We start from the raw sequence: 16,928 nt of genomic DNA, 5'->3' as shown, positions 1-16,928 counted from the left end.
CGCGATTAATGTCATTTTTGACACTAGCCGGCCGACTGCGAAATCGCAATGATGCTCGAAGTTCAACCGCGACCGGGAGCTACGCCGATGCCGAACCGGCCCATGACAAAGGACGATCCGCTCGAGGATTTCCAGCGCCGCGACATCACGCTCGATGACATCAGCAAGGCCGTCCATGTCGCGGGCAAAGGTCCTGCGGTCATCGTGATGGCGGAGATGCCGGGCATCAGCCCGCATGTCGCGCGTTTCGCCCGCTGGGTTCGCGACGCCGGCTTTACCGTCTATATGCCATCGCTGTTCGGTCGTGACGGCGCTGTGGTCAGTGCGGAGGAGGGCGCCGCGGTGTTCCAGCGTGCCTGCGTCAGTGCGGAGTTTCACGCGATGGCCGCCAACCAATCCAGTCCCGTAACAAAATGGCTGCGGTCACTGGCACGATTTGCCCACGGCGAATGCGGCGGTCCCGGCGTTGGCGCGATCGGGATGTGCTTTACCGGGAATTTTGCACTGACCATGATGCTGGAGCCATCTATGCTGGCGCCGGTGCTGTCGCAGCCGTCATTGCCGCTGAACGATCCTGATGGCATCGAGATCGCGCCTGACGAAGTGAAGGCCATCCGCGAGCGGCTCGAGCGGGAGGACCTGACCGTGCTGGCCTATCGCTTCGCGGGCGACAAATTCTGTACGGCGCAGCGTTTCGCGGCTTATGCCGAGGCACTCGGCGACCGGTTCGATGGGCGGGTGCTCCCCGACAGCGCGGCGAACCGCGATGTGCCACCGTTCTTCCAGAATTTCGTCACGACCCCGCATAGCGTCGTCACCGTGCATCTGATCGACGAGGCCGGTCAGCCGACGATCGCCGCGCGCGACGAGATCGTGGCCTTCTTCAGGCAGAGGCTGTCAACTGCGAAGGCGTGAACGCCGCGATCCGTTCAGGATTTTCCTGTCAGGACTTTCCCGTAAGTCTGGCGGCGAGCGCGCGATAGCCGCGCATCCACATGTGATCGAGATCGAGGTCCATCGGCAGCGGCTGCGAGGAGACGCGGGTGATCACCATTTCATTGGCCGGATCGATATAGACCCACTGGCCGTGGATGCCGACCGCGGCAAGCGGCGTCTCGCCGCGGTCGATCGTGTACCATTTGCTGCGGTAATTGCCGTTCGGGAACACCTTGGTCAGGTCGCCGCGTACCCAGGCCTCGGCATTGCCGTTGCGCCTGATGTCGTCGATCCACCAACTCGGCACGACCTGGCGGCCGTTGCTGACGCCGTGATTGCGCATCATCTCGCCGAACCGGGTGAGATCGCGCAAGGTCGCGCAGATGCCGCCGGCGACGCGGGCCGCGCCGCGGGAATCGACGGCGATGTAGGCATCGTCCTCGGCGCCCATCGGCTGCCAAAGATATTGCGCCAGGATCTTGGCATAGGAGATGCCGCAGGCGCGCTCATAGACCCAGCCGAGCACGTCGGTGTTGGTCGAGACGTAGTGGAAGGTGTGACCGTGCGGCGTGCCGTTCGGCCGCAACGTCCTGAGATAGTCTCGCAGATTGGTCGCGGGAACGCTGGGATCCGGCGGCTCCCATCCGGTCGAGCGCCGGTAGTTCATCACGTCGCCGTCGCGCGCCTGATAGTCTTCGTCGAAGCGGATGCCGATGCTCATGTCGAGCAGGTGCCGCACCGTGCAGCCGCCGCCATAGACCGATCCCTCCATCTCTGGAATGTAGCCGACGACGGGCGCGTCGGGATCGAGCTTGCCGCGATCGGCAAGGATGCCGCCGAGCGTGCCGGCGATCGACTTGCTGACCGAGAAGACCAGATGCGGCGTATCGGGCGTCAGGCCGTGGGCGTACCACTCCGAAACGATCCGCCCACGATGCGACACCACAATGCCGTCGGTGTGGCTGGTGCGCAGTGCCTCGGCAACCTCGATCGTCTCGCCGCGCGGGTTCGCGAAGCTGACGTCTTCGAGATATTCTTGTGCAAACGACAGCGGCGCCGGCTCGCGTGAACGCGCGATGTTCGCGGTCGGCAGCAATTCGCGCACATTGCGAAATGCCCACTCGCTGAAGGGATGCTGCCGCCAGTTGGCGAGCGTGACTTGTTGGTCGGCCGCCGGAGGGAAGGCGGCCATGATGCGACGCGAATTCATTCGTGTTCCAGCCAAGGCGTTGGGGTGATGGGTTAAGAGTCGGCGTGCGCCGCACGGTCGGCAATCCACCGGATGGTGGAGGCCGATGACGGGTCACCTGGATGTAACCATTTTGGGGTTGCGCGCCTCCGGCGTTTGGCCCGTAAATTGCTTGACTACGCCGGGCGTCTGCCCCAGCGTGCGCGGCTATGCGGCGCGCAGACGTCCGCCATCGGGAAACATCGGGAGGGTAGGTCATGATTGCGCTTTTGGGCCGCTCGGATCCGGCGACCACGCAGGCCATCCATTTCGCGCGGGGGATTCTCGAGGGGTCCGCGACGGCGTTTTATGAAGTCGACGGCAACCTCAACCTCAACCGCTTTGTGCTCTCGAGCAACGTCCCGCCGAGTTTCCACGACCAGTATCTGGCCGGCATGAACCGGCTCGATCCCCTGCATCCGCGTTCCGCGACCAATCAGCCGATTGCCCGTCTGAGCGCCGCCCTCGATCGATGCGCCACGGCAGAGGCGGCCACCTACCGCTCCTTCGCCGGCCAATGCGGGGTCGCCGACATGATCGAGTTCTTCTTCCGGCGCAAAGACCGGATCGTGGCCGGGATGAGCGTGCTCTGGGCGCCGGGCTGCAGGATACCTGACGGCAGCATGCACATCGCCGAGAAGATTCACGACTATCTCGAATTCAACCTGACCAGCCGCCTGGCGCCCGCGGCCGACGAGCCCGCGCGCTATGGCCTCACCTCGCGTGAGATGGAGGTCGTCGAGTTGCTGTGTTGCGGCCGTACCAACCGCGAGATCGGCGAGTGCCTCAGCATCGGCCTCGCCACCGTGAAGACGCACTTGATCCACATCTTCGAAAAGCTCGGCGTCGAGACACGCTCCGCCGTCGTGGCATTGATGTCGCGGCCGCACTGAGGCAACGTTCGGCCTATCCACGTCATTGCGAGCGACAGCGACGCAATCCATCTTGCTGCATATGCGGAGGGTTGGATTGCCTCGTCGCTTTCGCTCCTCGCAACGACGATCTGTCCTGGACGCCTCCGACCATCGCAAGGACACGCTGGCGCTGGGGGTTTTGAGACGCGACCTGCCGTTCGCCCGGCGGTGGCGAGGCATCATCCACCGGACGGTTGATTGCCCGCAAACCCGACATGCCGAACCTTTGTCAGATCATGCCGGCCTCGTGCGTGGTTTCGCCACGTGCGCCCGCATTGGGCGCAAGGACGGCGCGCTTCGAGATTCTCCCAGCGGGACGTTGATGCCGATGGACACGACTTTCGCCGACGCAGTATTTCGCAACGGCCGGATCTACACGTCGAACCGGCAGCAGCCGTGGGCTGCGGGCGCCGCCGTCAAGGCCGGCCGCTTCGTGGCCGTGGGCGAGGAGCGCGACATTGCGCCGTTGATCGGCGAGGCCACCGTCACGATCGATCTCGGTGGCCGGATGGTGATGCCTGGCATCGTCGACATCCACAACCACATCATGATGGGCGGGCAGGCCGATCTCTACGAGCTGCGCTTCGCCTCCAGCGACAGCATTCCGAAGATCGCGGAAACCATCCACAAGGCGGCCTCGGCGGCGGCCACAGGCACCTGGATCGTCGGCGGCCAGTTCGGCAACAATCTACTTGGAGATCTCAACACCGCGGAATCCTGCGCGCTGCTTGATGCGGCGAGCCTCGGCCATCCGGTGCTGCTGCGCGACGATAGCTATCACAATCGCTGGGCCAGCTCGGCCGCGTTGCGGCTCGCCGGCGTGCAGGCCGATACGCCAAACCCGACCGACGGCGAGATCGGCCGCGACCTCAAGACCGGCACGCTGACCGGCGTGATGATCGAGGCTGCATCGGGGCTCGTCGAGCGCGCGCTCGCGGCTTCCGGCCATTACACCGCGGAGATGGACCGCACGGCGGTGGCGCGCTCGATCTCGGTCCTTAACGCCTATGGCGTCACCGCGTTCATCGACGCGGCCAGCATGCAGCCGATCATGGCGGCGCTGAAGGGGCTGGACGACCGCGGCGAGCTCACGGCGTGGGCGGTCTGCGCGATGCCGGTGGTCGAGCCGGGCTTCATGTTCGGCAAGGCAGGCGAGGAGTTGTTTGCGCTGCGGGAGCAGTATCGCGGCGCGCACGTAAGGCCGGACTATGTGAAAGTGTTCCTCGACGGCGTCCCCGGCGCCAAGACGGCGGCGTTCCACGAACCGTATCTGGCCGATCCCGTGCGCGGTTGCTGCTTCCGCGGCTCGACCATGTTGACCGTGCCGGATCTGATCCGCTGGCTCGGGCGCTGCGAGAAGCTTGGGCTCGCCGCAAAAATCCATTGCGCCGGCGATGCCGCGGTGACCCAGGCGCTGGACGCCATCGACGTCGTGCGCAGCTTCAACGGCCCGACCCATTTGATCCACCAGATCGCGCATGCGAGCTACATCACGCCGGACGACATCCCGCGCTTTGCCGAGCTCGGCGTCGCGGCCGATCTGTCGCCGATCATCTGGTATCCGACCATCTTCCTCGAGGCCCACAAGGCCGCGATGGGCGACGAGCGCGCGCAGCGGTTCTGGCCGAACAAGGATTTGAAGGAAGCCGGCGCGCTGATGGCCGGCGGTTCGGACTGGCCGGTGATCCCGATCCCCGATCCCTGGCAGGGCATCGAGGGCATGGTGACGCGGCAAAATCCGACCGGAGATTTTCCCGGTAAATCGCTCTGGGTCGAGCAGGCGCTCGATCTCGCCACCGTGATCGACATCTACACCATCGATGCGGCGCGTGCTGCCGGGCTCGACCAGACCGTCGGTTCGATCGAGATCGGCAAATCGGCCGACCTGATCGTGCTCGACCAGATGATCTTCGACATCCCGCCGGACCAGCTCGCCGACACGCGGGTCGAGATGACCTTCTTTGCGGGCCGCAAGGTGTACGAGCGGGGGTGAGAGCGATGGACGCGGCGGATCATATCCCGGCCACGGTTCTCACCGGTTTCCTCGGCAGCGGGAAGACCACGGTGCTGAACCATCTGTTGCGCCAGCCCGAGCTCAACGGCGTCGTCGCGATCATCAATGAATTCGGTGAGGTGGCGCTGGATCATCTGTTGGTCGAAAGCAGCGAGGACCGTCTGGCGCTGCTCGACAATGGCTGCATCTGCTGCTCGGTGCGCGAGGACCTGATCGAGACCCTTGCCGATTTGGCGGCGCGCCGCGCCGCAGGCACCATTCCGCCGTTTCATCGCGTGCTGGTCGAGACCACGGGCCTCGCCGATCCCGTGCCGGTGCTGCACACGCTGATGACTGCACCCGACATCGTTGCGCGCTACCGCATCGATGGTGTGGTCGCGACCGTCGATGCCGTCAACGGGGCGCACACGCTCGATGCGCACGGCGAAGCCATCAGGCAGATCGCGGTGGCCGACCGGCTGCTCGTGACCAAGACCGATCTGGCGATGGACGATGCACTGGCGCGGCTCGAGTCGCGGCTGGCCGCGATCAATCCGATCGCGGTTCGCAGCCGTGTCAGGGACGGGAGGGTCGACCCGGCCATGGTGCTTGACGCCGGGCTGTTCGATCCCGCGGCCCGGTCCGCCGACGTCGTGTGCTGGTTCGAGGCGGCGTCACGCGCTGCGAACGAGCCTCACGATCACGCGCATCACCATTGCGAAGACGAGCACTGCGATCACCACGGCCATCATGCGCACGATACCGACGTGTCATCTTACAGTCTGATTATCGACGAGCCGATCCAGGGCGAAGCGTTCGCGCGCTGGCTTGAGTATGTGGCGGCGCTCAGGGGCGAGGACCTGCTGCGCTTCAAGGCGATCGTGAATGTCGCGGAACAGCCTGACGCACCAATGGTGGTGCATGGCGTCCAGCACGTCTTCCATCCGCCGATCACGCTGCAGGGGTGGCCGTCCGCGGACCGCCGTTCGCGGCTGGTCTTCATCGTGCGCGGCATCCCGCGCGAGATCATCGAAAACACGTTGTGCAAGTTTGCCGCCGTGGATCGCGCCGCGATCCAGCGATCTGCCGCATGACCTGCGGCCGGACGATTTTTATCAGGGTTATTGAGGGAGAGGGACATGACGGAAACCACGAATACCAGGACGTCTTCCGGCCGGCTCGACCGGCGCACACTGCTGAAAGCGGCCGGCGCCACCGGGCTTGCGTCCGCGATGAACGTGCCGCTGGTCAACATCGCTAGCGCGGCCAGCAATGCCATCAAGATCGGCTGGGTGGGGTGCCTCTCCGGCGTCCGTGCGCCATTCGCCGAGCCGGACACCTGGATCCACGAGCGGATCAAGGCCCGTCTCAAGGACGGTCTCAAGATCGGCGGCAAGACCTATCAGGTCGAGTTCGTGTTCAAGGACAATCAGTCCGACCCAAACCGCTCGTCGGTGGTTGCCAGCGAGCTGGTGCTACGCGAGAAATGCGACCTGATCCTGATCGAGGACGGCGATGCGCAGGCCCCGGTGCAGGAGCTCTCCGACGCCCGCGGCATCCCCTCGATCTCGACAATGGTGCCGTGGCAGGGCTGGATGTTCCCGCGCAAATCGACGCCGGACAAGGGTTTCCCCTACAGCTACCATTTCTTCTGGGGCGCCGACGACGTCGTGAGGAATTTCCTCGGCATGTGGCAGTCGGTCGAGACCAACAAGAAGGTCGGCACGTTCTATATCGACAACCCGGCGGGGCAGGCGTTCTCCGATCCGAAGGTCGGCCTGCCCGGCGGCATTGCGAAGGCGGGCTATCAGGAATTTTCAGCCGGCAAGTTCCAGATCGCGACCGACGATTTCACCAACCAGGTGTCGTCGTTCAAGAACAACGGTGTCGATATCGTCTCCGGTTTCGCCTACGGCAATCATTGGGTGACGCTGTGGAATCAGGCGGCGCAGGCCGGCTTCAAGCCGCAGGTGTGCACGGTGGCGGCGGCGTTCCTGTTCCCGAGCGCGGTGAACGCGCTCGGCGATCGCGGCGACGGCATGTCGACCGAAGTGTGGTGGACGCCGGCCTATCCGTTCAAGTCGTCGCTGACCGGACAGACCGCCGCCGAACTCGCCGCGGAATGGGAGAAGACCACCGGCAAGCAGTGGACCCAGCCGATCGGTTACGCCCATGCACTGTGGGAGGTGGCGATCGCGGCCCTGCAGAACAGCGATCCGAAGGACAAGAACTCGCTGCGCGATGCGATCGCGGGTCTCGACATGGAAACGGTGGTTGGGTCGGTGAAGTTCAAGGGAACGCCGATCAAGAACGTCGCGGTTACGTCGCTGGCGGGCGGACAGTGGCGCAAGGCCAAGGGCGGCAAGTCGAAATACGAGCTGTTGATCGTGCACAACGGCACGGCGCCGTTCATCCCGAAGCAGGCCGATCTCGCGCTGCTCTCCAAGCTGAGCTGAGATGGCACCGCTTCTGCGCGTCAACGGACTGTCCAAGCGCTTCGGTGAGATCGTCGTCGCCGACGCCGTCAGCTTCAAACTGGCGCGCGGAGAATGCCTCGGCGTGATCGGACCGAACGGGGCGGGCAAGAGCTCGCTGTTGAACCTGATCGTCGGCCTGGTCACGGCCGACGGCGGTTCGATCATGCTCGACGGCGAGGAGATCACCAGTCTGCAGCCGCATCGCAGGGCGCGCATGGGCCTCGGCCGTGCGTTCCAGATCCCGCAGCCGTTCCCGCATCTGTCGGTCTACGAGAACGCGCTGGTGGCCACGTCCTTTGGCGCCGGGCTACATGGCGAGGCGGCGACCTCCTGGACCATGGACGTGCTGCAACGGACCGGGTTGGAGGCCAGGGCAGACAAGCTTGCCGGCGCGCTGCCGTTGATCGATCGCAAGCGGCTTGAATTCGCCAAGGCGCTGGCCTCGAAGCCCAAACTGATCCTGCTCGATGAGATCGCCGCCGGCCTGACCGAACCCGAAGTCGAGCGTCTCGTCGCAATCATCCATACAGTCAAGGCCGATCATGCGATCATCTGGATCGAGCACATACCGCACGCGCTGCGGGCGGTGTCGGATCGCATCCTCGTGCTCAATTTCGGCCGCAAGGTCCTGGAGGGACCGCCGGCCGATGTCATGGACAGCGCCGTGGTGCGCGAAATCTACATGGGATTGAAGGCCGATGGCGTTGCTTGACGTGAGCGGCCTGCAGATCTTCTACGGCGATCTCCAGGCCGTATTCGACATGAATTTCACCGTCGGAAACGGCGAGGCGGTGGCGCTGGTCGGCGCCAACGGCGCCGGCAAATCTACCTTCCTGAAGGCGCTGGTCGGGCTGAACGAGGAGCGGTCGGGCACGATCCATTTCGATGGCGTCGATATCTCACGCATGCCGGCCGAACAAGTGTCGCGGCTCGGCCTCATCATGGTGCCGGAGGGGCGGCTGCTGTTCGACTCGCTGACCGTCGAGGAGAACCTCTTGATGGGCAGCGTCAACCGGCGTTCGGGAAGCTGGACGCTGCGCCGGGTCTTCGACCTGTTTCCGATCCTTGAGGAGAGGCGGCGGATGGTTCCGGGCCAGCTCTCCGGCGGCCAGCAGCAGATGGCGGCGATCGGCCGTGCCCTGATGTCGAATCCGCGGCTCTTGCTGTGCGACGAGATTTCGCTCGGGCTCGCGCCTGTCGTGGTGGAGCAGATCTATCACTCATTTGCCGATATCCGCGGCGAGGGCACCGCCGTCGTGCTGGTGGAGCAGGACGTCAAGCGCGCGCTCGCGGCATCCGAGCGCGTCTATTGCTTGCTGAAGGGCCGGGTCTCGCTGACAGGGCCGGCGCGCGAGATGCAGCCCGAGCAACTGACACATGCCTATTTCGGCAACTGAAGCATGATGATTTTGAATCGAACGGCCCGCAGACTCGTTCCACCTCTCCCGCGTGCGGGGGAGGTCGCATCGCATCAAAGATGCGATGCGGGTGGGGGCTCTCTCCACAGTGCGACTCGTGGTGAGAACCCCCACCCCAGCCCTCCCCCGCAAGCGGGAGAGGGAGCGCAACTCCTCTGGGGCCGCAGTTCGACCCGATTTCGTCAAGCCATGTTTTATCAAGTAATGGGATACGCAAACGGACCGGTGAGACATGATCTGGGTTGAGACGTTGATCAACGGAGCCTTGCTGGGCGGGCTCTATGCGCTGCTTGGCATCGGTCTGGCGCTGGTGTTCGGCGTCATGCGCGTCGTCAACATCGCGCATGGTGAGTTCATGGTGCTGAGCGCGTTCTGCGCGGTGCTGCTGGCCAATCTGTTTCCGTCGGTGCCGCCGCTGTTGATGCTGATCCCGGTGATTGCCTTGTCCTTTGCGGTCGGATGGATCTATCAGGCGGTCATTGTGAACCGGGTCATCAAGTCGCCAGATCCGCTCGCACCGCTGCTGCTGACCTTCGGCGTGTCGGTGATCCTGCGCAATGTGATGGTCGAGGTGTTCGGCGCCGACGTGCGCAGCCTCCAGGTCGGCGAATTGTCGCGGGCGAGCCTCGAGATTGCCGGCCTGAACATCGGCATCATGCCGCTGCTCACGGTGGTGCTGGCTGCACTTCTGTTCGTCGTGCTGCAGCTCATCCTGCGTCATACCGAGTTCGGGCGGATCGTGCGTGCGACCGCTGACAGACGCGACATCGTCCGGTTGTCCGGGTCAAGCCCGACCGGGTCTACAACTATGTCATGGGCCTGTCGCTCGCGCTCGGTGCGATCGGCGGCGTGCTGCTGGCGGTGCGGTCGAGCTTCACGCCGTTCTCGGGGGCGGAGCGGCTGTTGATTGCCTTCGAGGTAGTCGTGCTCGGCGGGCTCGGCTCGTTCTGGGGCGCGCTGCTCGGCGGCATCGCGCTCGGCATGGCGCAACTGATCGGCCTGAAGATCGACCCCAATGCCGGGCTGCTCTATGCGCATCTGCTGTTCTTCTGCATGCTGCTGATCAGGCCGTCGGGCCTTGTGTCGAGCAAGGTATGAGACCGATGCCGACACGGACGATCCTCGCAGCATCCGCTCTTGCCCTGGCAGCTGTGATCGCGGGTGCGCCCTTCGTGCTGAACGAGGGCATTCTGCGGCTTGCCACGGAATGTATGCTGCTGCTCACCATGGCCCAGATGTGGAACCTGCTGGCGGGCTACGCGGGCCTGGTGTCGCTCGGCCACCAGGTCTTCATCGCGTTCGGCGCCTATGCGCTGTTCCTGACCGCGGGCTGGCTCGAGGTCAACCCGATCTGGGTGCTGCCGGTGGCGCCGGTCATTGCCGCTGTTGTCGCCGCCATCACTGCGGTTCCGCTATTCCGGTTGCGCGAAGCCTATTTCTCGATCGCGATGTGGGTGTTTGCGGAGATCATCGGCGCCTTCACGATGAAATCGCAAGCCGTGGGCGGCACCTCGGGGCTGCCGCTCGCCACCGCCAAGCTGATCGATTTCGACTGGTTTGAACCGACCATGTTCTGGCTGGCGGGCGCCTTGACGCTTCTGACCATCGCCGCACTGTACAAATTGATGACGTCGAGCTTCGGGCTCGGGCTGATGAGCGTGCGCGACAATGATCTGGCGGCGATGAGCGTCGGCGTCGACGTCCGGCGCAACCGTTTCGTCGCCTTCGTGCTGTCGGCTGCCGGGTGCGGGCTGGCCGGCGCGCTCAGCTTCATGGGCAATCTCTTCATCGCACCGCTCGCGGCATTCGACGTCAACTGGTCGGTCTACATGATGTTCATCGTCATCATCGGCGGGATCGGAACGCTCGAAGGCCCGATCCTCGGCGTCATCATCTTCTTCGGCCTGCGCGAGCTGATGACCGGACCGCTCGGGCTCTCCGGCGGGTGGTATTTGGTTGGGCTCGGCGTCATCGCCGTCATTGTCATGATGGTGGCCCCGCGCGGCATCTGGCCGGTACTGCGCGACTGTCTCGGCATCCGTCTCCTCGATGTGCACCGCACCTCGCCGCGCCGAGCCGCAGCTACGGTGCTGCCGAGCGCGTCGGAACAGATTGCCGGGTAGGCAGGGGCTTCATGGCGCCACCTTTGCCTGTATGCTGCCGACAGTAGATTTGAGGAGAGGGCGGAATGGCTCTGATATCCAGACATGGCGGATGGGCGTTGACCGGTCTGGTCGCAGCAGTGCTGGTTGCGCCATTGGCGTCGCATGCCGAGCAGAGGATGTGGCCGCAGGTGGCGGCCATGCACCCGATGGACGGGTTGACCGCGGACGAAATTCGTTCCGCGTCCGATATCCTCCGCGCCGCCGGCAAATTTGGCGACACCACGCGCGTCGTCTCGATGGCGCTGGAAGAGTGTCCCAAGGATGAGGTGCGGGCGTGGCGGCCTGGACAGCCGTTCGCGCGGCGGGCGGTTGCGACACTGCTTGCGGACGGACATCTTTACGAGGCACGGATCGATCTCGCCGCACGCGGCCTGACTGGCTGGGAGGAGATCAGGGATCACCAGGCCGCGCTGACGATCGACGAGCTGATTTCCGCGGGCGATCTGCCGAAGCAGGATCCGCGCTGGGTGGCCGCGATGGCCAAGCGCGGCATCACGGATTTCAGTCACGTCCTGTGCCTGCCGCTGACGACCGGTCCGGTGACCGATCCTGAGCTGAAGGGCCGTCGCCTCCTCAACGTGCCCTGCGTCGATACAACGGGTGCCGGCAACAATTTGTGGGGCAAGCCGATCGAAAACCTGTTCGCCCAGGTCGATCTCAACGCAAAGACGGTGCCGTCGGTCACCGATCTCGGCGTGGTGCCGCCACCGGCGTCGACGCCGTCGCATGCCTACGCGGATTCCGGAGAATACCGCAAGCCGCCGAAGCCGGTCGAGATATCGGCGCCGCAAGGCAGCAACGTCAAGGTGGAGAGCGGCCAGGTCCGCTGGGACAATTGGTCGTTCCATGTCCGTCTCGAGCCGCGCGTCGGCGCGGTGCTGTCGCTGATCCGCTATGACGACCACGGCACGCTGCGTGACATCGTCTACGAAATGTCGGCAAGCGAGATGTTCGTGCCCTATATGGATCCGGCGCTGAGCTGGGCGTTCCGCGCCTATATGGATATTGGCGAATACGGCTTTGGCGTGCTCGCCAGCGAGCTGCGGCCCGGCGAGGATTGCCCGGCCAATGCGCATTTCCTCGACCTGACGATCTCGGACACCAAGGGGATGCCGGTCGTCTCCAAGGGTGCGGTCTGTATCTTCGAGCGTCCCACGGGCGATCCGATCTGGCGGCACAGCGAGCTGCTCAACAACACCGCCGAGGTGCGGCCGAACAATGAGCTCGTGGTACGGATGGCGCCCGTTGTCGGCAATTACGACTATCTCGTCGACTACGTGTTCGACCGCGCCGGAAATATCGACGTGCGGCTCGGCGCCTACGGCATCGATGCCACCAAGGGCGTGGCAAGCCGGACCTTGAGCGATCCAACGGCGGCGCAGGATACGGCTTACGGAACGTTGGTCGATGAGCGGTTGCTGGCGGTCAACCACGATCACTACATGACGTTCCGGATCGACATGGATGTCGATGGCGCCGCCAACCGGCTGGTCGAGGATCGCTTCAGCGTCCGCCGGCTGGACGAGGGCCAGCGCAAGAGCCTCTGGCAGGTCGATACGAGTCCGGTTGAGACCGAAGGGCCGATTACGATGCCGCTGAACGCCGCCCAGTTCAGGGTCGAGAGTACCGCCAAGACCAATAAACAGGGTTATCGCACCAGCTACCAGCTGATGCCCGGACATTCCGATGTCTCGCTGCTCGCCAAGGACGATCCGATCCAGTTGCGGGCCGGGTTCAGCGCCTACACGCTGTGGGCGTCGGCCTATGCCAAGGACGAGAAATACGCCGCCGGCGTCTATCCGAACGAGAATGCCGAGGTCGATGGCCTGCCGAAATGGACGGCGGCCAAGCGGCCGATCGAGGATCGCGATCTCGTGCTGTGGTACACGGTCGGCTTCCGTCACGTGCCGCGCGCCGAGGATTGGCCGGTGATGCCGGGCCTGTGGCACGGCTTCCGGCTGCGCCCGTTCAACTTCTTCGATCGCAATCCGGCGCTCGACGTGCCGCCGGTGGTGGATGCCAAGGATGCGAAATGATCCGACGGTCGTATCGCTTCGGTGCGGTCGCTTGCATTGTGCTCGCGATGCTGCCGGCCGCAAATGGCGCGACGGCTTCTCCGGATGCCAGCAGCGCGGACACGTCCTTGCTCTATCTGAGTTCAGCCGACTGGGAGAAGCAGCCGGCGCCGCGCAAGATCGCACTGGCGGCCGATTTCATGCGGATATTCTGTACTGACCAGACGATGACACCGGCGTCGCTGGCCTACTGTCTCGACCGCGACAAGGCCAATGGCGCGATGTTCGAACGTGCCATTGCCTGCGCCAGCGCGATCTCAGCCGGCCGCTGAGAGGCCGGCGTCGATCCCTTCGGCGATCCGGGTCACGTCGGCTGCGGTGAGGATGAGTGGCGGCGACAGGATGATGGTATTGCCGGAGACCCGCAGCATCACGCCGGCCTCGTAGGCGCCGTCGGCGACCTTGGCCATCGTTTTCTTGTCCGCAGGCTTCTTGCTGTCGCGATCGGCCACCAGCTCGAGCGCGGCCATCAGCCCCTTGGCTCTCGCGTCGCCGACCAGCGGATGCTTCGCCTTGAGCTGCGCGAGCGCGTGGGCGAGATCCTTGCCGCGCGCGGAAGCATTCTCGTCGAGCTTGAGGCGGCGGGTCTCGGCCAGCGCCGCAAGGCCCGCGGCACAGCCGACCGGATGCCCCGAATAAGTGTAGCCATGGCCGATCGAGCCGAACGACGTCGTGTCCGTCTCGAACGTTTCCGCGACCGCTTCGCCGATCAAGGTCGCGCCGAGCGGGAAATAGCCCGAGGTGATCGCTTTCGCCATCGTCATCATGTCCGGCTTCACGCCCCACAGCCGCGAGCCCGACCATGCGCCGGTGCGCCCGAACCCAGTCACGACCTCGTCGGCGATCATCAGGATGCCGTGGCGGTCGCAGATCTCGCGCGCCAGCGTCATGAAATTGTCAGGTGGCACGATCACGCCGCCGGCGCCGAGCACGGGCTCCATGATGAAGGCCGCGATGGTGTCGCCGCCCTGGAACGCGATCTCGTCCTCCATGGCTGCGGCGCAGAGCTGCGCGAGCCTGGCGGGATCGGTCTCGTTGAAGGGATTGCGGTAGGTCGACGGCGCGGGGATGTGGAACACGCCGGGCAACAGCGGCTCGTAGTTGCGGCGGAAGTTGGCGTTGCCGTTGACGGAGGCGCCGCCGAAATGCGTGCCGTGGTAGCCCTTCTTCAGCGACAGAAATTTGGTGCGGTCGGCCTGGCCCTTGATCTTCCAGTATTGCCGCGCGAGCCGCAGCGCGGTCTCGACCGAGTCCGATCCGCCGGAGGTGAAGAAGGCGCGGACCATGCCTTCCGGCTTGAACCATTCGGTGAGCTCATACGCGAGCTCGATCGACGGGCCGGTCGAGGTGCCGCGGAAGCTCGAGTAATAGGGCAGCGCGCTGAGCTGGTCGGCGATCGCCTTCTTGATGGGGTCACAGCTATAGCCGAGATTGACGTTCCAGAGGCCGCCGACGGCATCCAGCACGGTGTTGCCGTCAATATCGGTGACGTGAACGCCTTCGGCCTTCATCACGATCCGTGGCGGTTGCGCCCGCATCTCGGCAGGGTGGGCCATCGGGTGCCAGATCGGCTTGGCGTTGTTCTCGATCAGGAAGTTTTTGTCGCGCATGATCGCTCTCTGTCCGGCTCAGTCGAATTCCAGCCCGAAATGGTGCAACGCCTCGCGGTACGACGCGGCGGGAGTCCGCACGTCGAACAGCACCGTGCGCATGTCGCATGCCGCCGCGCCGGCGATGTTGCGGCGCTGGTCGTCGACGAAGACGCACTCATGTGCTTCCAGCGCCAGCGCGTCGAGGACGCCCTGGTAGGCGCGCGGATCGGGCTTTAGTATCCTGGTATGCGTCGCGTCGACGATGGTCTCGAAGCGCGCCAGGACGGAAAGGCGGGCGCGAAAATCCGCGCCATAGAACAGGTCGAGCTCGTTGGAGAGGATGGCGAGCCTGACCCCGGCATCGGCCGCGATCCGGATCGCGCGCTCGGCCTCCGGGCGGATCACGGTGTCAGGATCGGCGCCACGCGCGCGCTTCACGAAGGTCTCCATGTCGCGCCAGTCTTCGCCGAGCATGCCCCCGACCTCGCGGCTGCGCGTCAGCCAGTAATCGCGCTCGGAAATCTCGCCGCGCTGCATTGAGGCCCAGAACGGATCGCTGTCGGGCGCAAACGGGCCGCGCCATTCCAGCGTGCAGGGGGCGAGCCCGAGCGCGTGCTCTGTGAGATCGTGGGTTTCGAACAGGGTCTTCGAGATGACCCCGCCGAAATCCAGCACCAGCGCCTGGGCAGGATTGCTCATGCTGCGGCCGTGATCCAGCCGGCCGGCACGATGCCGGCTTCGACCCAGCGGTCGAAGATGCCGAGCACCGTCTCGTTGAAGACCGCGCTGTTGATGTGCTCCTTGATCTCGTGCAGCTCGACCGGCGGTGCGATCGCCGACCGCATTGCTTCGACGAAGGCGGAAAGCGCGTCGGGATCATGCAGCGCTTCGCCCTCGCGGTCCCATTGCTGGATGCCGCCGGTGGGCAGCACGAAGGCGACCGGCGCGCTGGCTTGGGACAGCTTGTCGGCGATCGCGCGTGCAATCCTGCGGCGATCGACCGGCCTCGATGTTGCCGACGCGAGCAGGCGGTTATGCGCGTGGAAGGGACGGTCGATCAGGTCGCCAGGCAGCGGCAGCCACGCCGGAAAGTCGATCATGTCGATGGCGCCCGGAGCAACGATCTGTGGAATGCCGGCTCTGCCCGCATTCTCCAGCCGGTCCGCACCCGAATTCACCACCGAGCCGGTCAACTGGTTTGCGACCTCCTGCAGACTGAGGTCCAGCACCGCGGCGAAACCGCCTTGTGCCGCGATCGATTCCATCGCGCGGCCGCCCATACCGGTGGTGTGGAAGACCACGACCTCGTAGCCGCGCCTTTCGAGCTGCGGCTTGAGTTCGACCATGTAGCGCAGGCAGCTCTTGCCGAGCGAGGTGATCGCGACGACCGGCCGGTCCTTGCGCGGCCTGATCGCGCTCTTCGCCGCACCGACGATCGCACCACAGGCTTGCGACAGCACCGCCGTGCAGGTGCCGTTGAGACCGTAAAGCCCTCCGGCCCACAGGATCATCATCAGATCGGCCGCGACACGGTGGGGCGGGATCAGGTGCGAGAATGCGACCGTCGAGACGATCAGCTTCGGCAGGCCGAGCGGCAGCGCCTGCGCAACATCGAGCGCGAGATCGGTTCCCATCGTGCCGCCGATCGCGATCACGCCATCGATGGCGTCGCGGTCGGCGAGGTCGCGTGCGAGATTGGCGGCGCCGACGGCCATCAGCGACATCGCCGAGTTTTCGTCGCCGCTCGATGCGATCACATCGATCGTGGTGTGCGCGGCGGCAGCCACGGCATGCTTGTCGTGTGCGGGCCGGTAGGGCGGATCGCCGAGCACGCTGATGTCCAACATGACCGTCCTGCCGCCGGCCCTGGCGATGCACTCGCTCATGAAGGTGAGTTCGTCGGCCTTGGTGTCGCCGGTTCCGATCAGGAGGATGCGGGGCTGCGTGATCTCGGACATCGCGTGTCGGGGCTCGCCGGTGGGCTTGGAGAGGATTGGAACGAACGACTGATGGCACCGAGCGCGCAGGGCGTTCGGCCATCGTGAACTCACGCTATGGGGACGGGGTCGGGGACGACATCAACCTATCGGTGGATTGCTGCCAAGGCCTTGAACTGGCTGAAATTGCTGG

The 16,928-nt window shown here is 64.9% G+C and carries 14 protein-coding genes and 1 pseudogene; 11 read left to right on the top strand and 4 right to left on the bottom strand.

Annotation, left to right across the window (positions count from 1 at the left end):
- Positions 1 to 87 precede the first annotated feature (87 nt).
- Positions 88 to 915 carry a dienelactone hydrolase family protein gene (locus ACP2YO_RS30080; protein WP_426434761.1) on the top strand — a complete coding sequence of 276 codons (828 nt, stop codon included), beginning with the start codon at positions 88 to 90 and terminating at the stop codon, positions 913 to 915.
- Between the two features lie 28 nt (positions 916 to 943).
- Here ACP2YO_RS30080 and ACP2YO_RS30075 read toward each other — a convergent pair whose 3' ends face one another.
- Positions 944 to 2,146, bottom strand: coding sequence for a serine hydrolase domain-containing protein (locus tag ACP2YO_RS30075; protein WP_426434760.1), 1,203 nt, complete (start codon positions 2,144 to 2,146; stop codon positions 944 to 946).
- Between the two features lie 236 nt (positions 2,147 to 2,382).
- On the opposite strand from ACP2YO_RS30075, the gene ACP2YO_RS30070 reads away from it, so the two are divergent.
- The 10 genes and pseudogenes from ACP2YO_RS30070 to ACP2YO_RS30025 all read left to right on the top strand — a co-directional run bounded on the left by ACP2YO_RS30070 (position 2,383) and on the right by ACP2YO_RS30025 (position 13,478).
- Positions 2,383 to 3,057, top strand: a complete 675-nt coding sequence (locus ACP2YO_RS30070) for a response regulator transcription factor (RefSeq protein WP_426434759.1) — start codon at positions 2,383 to 2,385, stop codon at positions 3,055 to 3,057.
- A 349-nt stretch (positions 3,058 to 3,406) separates the two neighbouring features.
- Entirely contained in the window at positions 3,407 to 5,071 is a 1,665-nt protein-coding gene (locus ACP2YO_RS30065; protein WP_426434758.1) for an amidohydrolase, read from the top strand.
- Positions 5,072 to 5,076: 5 nt separating this feature from the next.
- The gene (locus ACP2YO_RS30060; protein WP_426434757.1) at positions 5,077 to 6,165 is read left to right on the top strand and encodes a CobW family GTP-binding protein; all 1,089 of its coding nucleotides are present in this window, start codon (positions 5,077 to 5,079) and stop codon (positions 6,163 to 6,165) included.
- 45 nt (positions 6,166 to 6,210) lie between these two features.
- Positions 6,211 to 7,527 (top strand): ABC transporter substrate-binding protein, encoded by a 1,317-nt coding sequence (locus ACP2YO_RS30055; RefSeq protein WP_426434756.1) that lies wholly within the window; start codon positions 6,211 to 6,213, stop codon positions 7,525 to 7,527.
- 1 nt (position 7,528) lies between these two features.
- Positions 7,529 to 8,260, top strand: coding sequence for an ABC transporter ATP-binding protein (locus ACP2YO_RS30050; protein ID WP_426434755.1), 732 nt, complete (start codon positions 7,529 to 7,531; stop codon positions 8,258 to 8,260).
- Positions 8,247 to 8,945 carry an ABC transporter ATP-binding protein gene (locus tag ACP2YO_RS30045; protein WP_426434754.1) on the top strand — a complete coding sequence of 233 codons (699 nt, stop codon included), beginning with the start codon at positions 8,247 to 8,249 and terminating at the stop codon, positions 8,943 to 8,945. The genes ACP2YO_RS30050 and ACP2YO_RS30045 overlap by 14 nt, the downstream gene beginning before the upstream one ends.
- Positions 8,946 to 9,198: 253 nt before the next feature.
- A pseudogene (locus ACP2YO_RS30040) lies at positions 9,199 to 10,064 on the top strand (branched-chain amino acid ABC transporter permease).
- Complete coding sequence (locus ACP2YO_RS30035; protein WP_426434753.1) at positions 10,061 to 11,089, top strand: branched-chain amino acid ABC transporter permease; 1,029 nt, start codon at positions 10,061 to 10,063, stop codon at positions 11,087 to 11,089. Before ACP2YO_RS30040 ends, ACP2YO_RS30035 begins: the two are co-directional and overlap by 4 nt.
- Positions 11,090 to 11,154: 65 nt before the next feature.
- Entirely contained in the window at positions 11,155 to 13,167 is a 2,013-nt protein-coding gene (locus ACP2YO_RS30030; RefSeq protein ID WP_426434752.1) for a tyramine oxidase, read from the top strand.
- Positions 13,164 to 13,478 carry a hypothetical protein gene (locus ACP2YO_RS30025; RefSeq protein WP_426434751.1) on the top strand — a complete coding sequence of 105 codons (315 nt, stop codon included), beginning with the start codon at positions 13,164 to 13,166 and terminating at the stop codon, positions 13,476 to 13,478. The genes ACP2YO_RS30030 and ACP2YO_RS30025 overlap by 4 nt, the downstream gene beginning before the upstream one ends.
- On the opposite strand, the gene ACP2YO_RS30020 is transcribed toward ACP2YO_RS30025, so the two are convergent.
- Genes ACP2YO_RS30020 through ACP2YO_RS30010 form a run of 3 tightly spaced genes read right to left on the bottom strand, consistent with a single transcriptional unit; the run spans position 13,464 to position 16,756 of the window.
- Positions 13,464 to 14,816 (bottom strand): aminotransferase class III-fold pyridoxal phosphate-dependent enzyme, encoded by a 1,353-nt coding sequence (locus tag ACP2YO_RS30020; protein WP_426434750.1) that lies wholly within the window; start codon positions 14,814 to 14,816, stop codon positions 13,464 to 13,466. The genes ACP2YO_RS30025 and ACP2YO_RS30020 overlap by 15 nt on opposite strands.
- A gap of 18 nt (positions 14,817 to 14,834) precedes the next feature.
- Positions 14,835 to 15,497 carry an HAD family hydrolase gene (locus ACP2YO_RS30015; RefSeq protein WP_426434749.1) on the bottom strand — a complete coding sequence of 221 codons (663 nt, stop codon included), beginning with the start codon at positions 15,495 to 15,497 and terminating at the stop codon, positions 14,835 to 14,837.
- Positions 15,494 to 16,756, bottom strand: a complete 1,263-nt coding sequence (locus tag ACP2YO_RS30010; RefSeq protein WP_426434748.1) for a Tm-1-like ATP-binding domain-containing protein — start codon at positions 16,754 to 16,756, stop codon at positions 15,494 to 15,496. Before ACP2YO_RS30010 ends, ACP2YO_RS30015 begins: the two co-directional genes overlap by 4 nt.
- Positions 16,757 to 16,928 lie beyond the last annotated feature (172 nt).

The sequence above is a fragment of the Bradyrhizobium genosp. P genome (genome assembly GCF_049949265.1).
GTDB lineage: Bacteria > Pseudomonadota > Alphaproteobacteria > Rhizobiales > Xanthobacteraceae > Bradyrhizobium.
The sequence above is the reverse complement of the archived record's forward strand: the minus strand, read 5'-3'. Positions and strand labels throughout refer to the sequence as shown.

Bases quoted from the DNA above. Each gene is read 5' to 3' on its own strand.
- ACP2YO_RS30060 (WP_426434757.1), top strand. From the start codon at position 5,077: ATGGACGCGGCGGATCATATCCCGGCCACGGTTCTCACCGGTTTCCTC.
- ACP2YO_RS30035 (WP_426434753.1), top strand. From the start codon at position 10,061: ATGAGACCGATGCCGACACGGACGATCCTCGCAGCATCCGCTCTTGCC.
- ACP2YO_RS30010 (WP_426434748.1), bottom strand. From the start codon at position 16,756: ATGTCCGAGATCACGCAGCCCCGCATCCTCCTGATCGGAACCGGCGAC.
- ACP2YO_RS30075 (WP_426434760.1), bottom strand. From the start codon at position 2,146: ATGAATTCGCGTCGCATCATGGCCGCCTTCCCTCCGGCGGCCGACCAA.
- ACP2YO_RS30050 (WP_426434755.1), top strand. From the start codon at position 7,529: ATGGCACCGCTTCTGCGCGTCAACGGACTGTCCAAGCGCTTCGGTGAG.
- ACP2YO_RS30080 (WP_426434761.1), top strand. From the start codon at position 88: ATGCCGAACCGGCCCATGACAAAGGACGATCCGCTCGAGGATTTCCAG.
- ACP2YO_RS30045 (WP_426434754.1), top strand. From the start codon at position 8,247: ATGGCGTTGCTTGACGTGAGCGGCCTGCAGATCTTCTACGGCGATCTC.
- ACP2YO_RS30070 (WP_426434759.1), top strand. From the start codon at position 2,383: ATGATTGCGCTTTTGGGCCGCTCGGATCCGGCGACCACGCAGGCCATC.
- ACP2YO_RS30065 (WP_426434758.1), top strand. From the start codon at position 3,407: ATGGACACGACTTTCGCCGACGCAGTATTTCGCAACGGCCGGATCTAC.
- ACP2YO_RS30020 (WP_426434750.1), bottom strand. From the start codon at position 14,816: ATGCGCGACAAAAACTTCCTGATCGAGAACAACGCCAAGCCGATCTGG.
- ACP2YO_RS30030 (WP_426434752.1), top strand. From the start codon at position 11,155: ATGGCTCTGATATCCAGACATGGCGGATGGGCGTTGACCGGTCTGGTC.
- ACP2YO_RS30015 (WP_426434749.1), bottom strand. From the start codon at position 15,497: ATGAGCAATCCTGCCCAGGCGCTGGTGCTGGATTTCGGCGGGGTCATC.
- ACP2YO_RS30055 (WP_426434756.1), top strand. From the start codon at position 6,211: ATGACGGAAACCACGAATACCAGGACGTCTTCCGGCCGGCTCGACCGG.
- ACP2YO_RS30025 (WP_426434751.1), top strand. From the start codon at position 13,164: ATGATCCGACGGTCGTATCGCTTCGGTGCGGTCGCTTGCATTGTGCTC.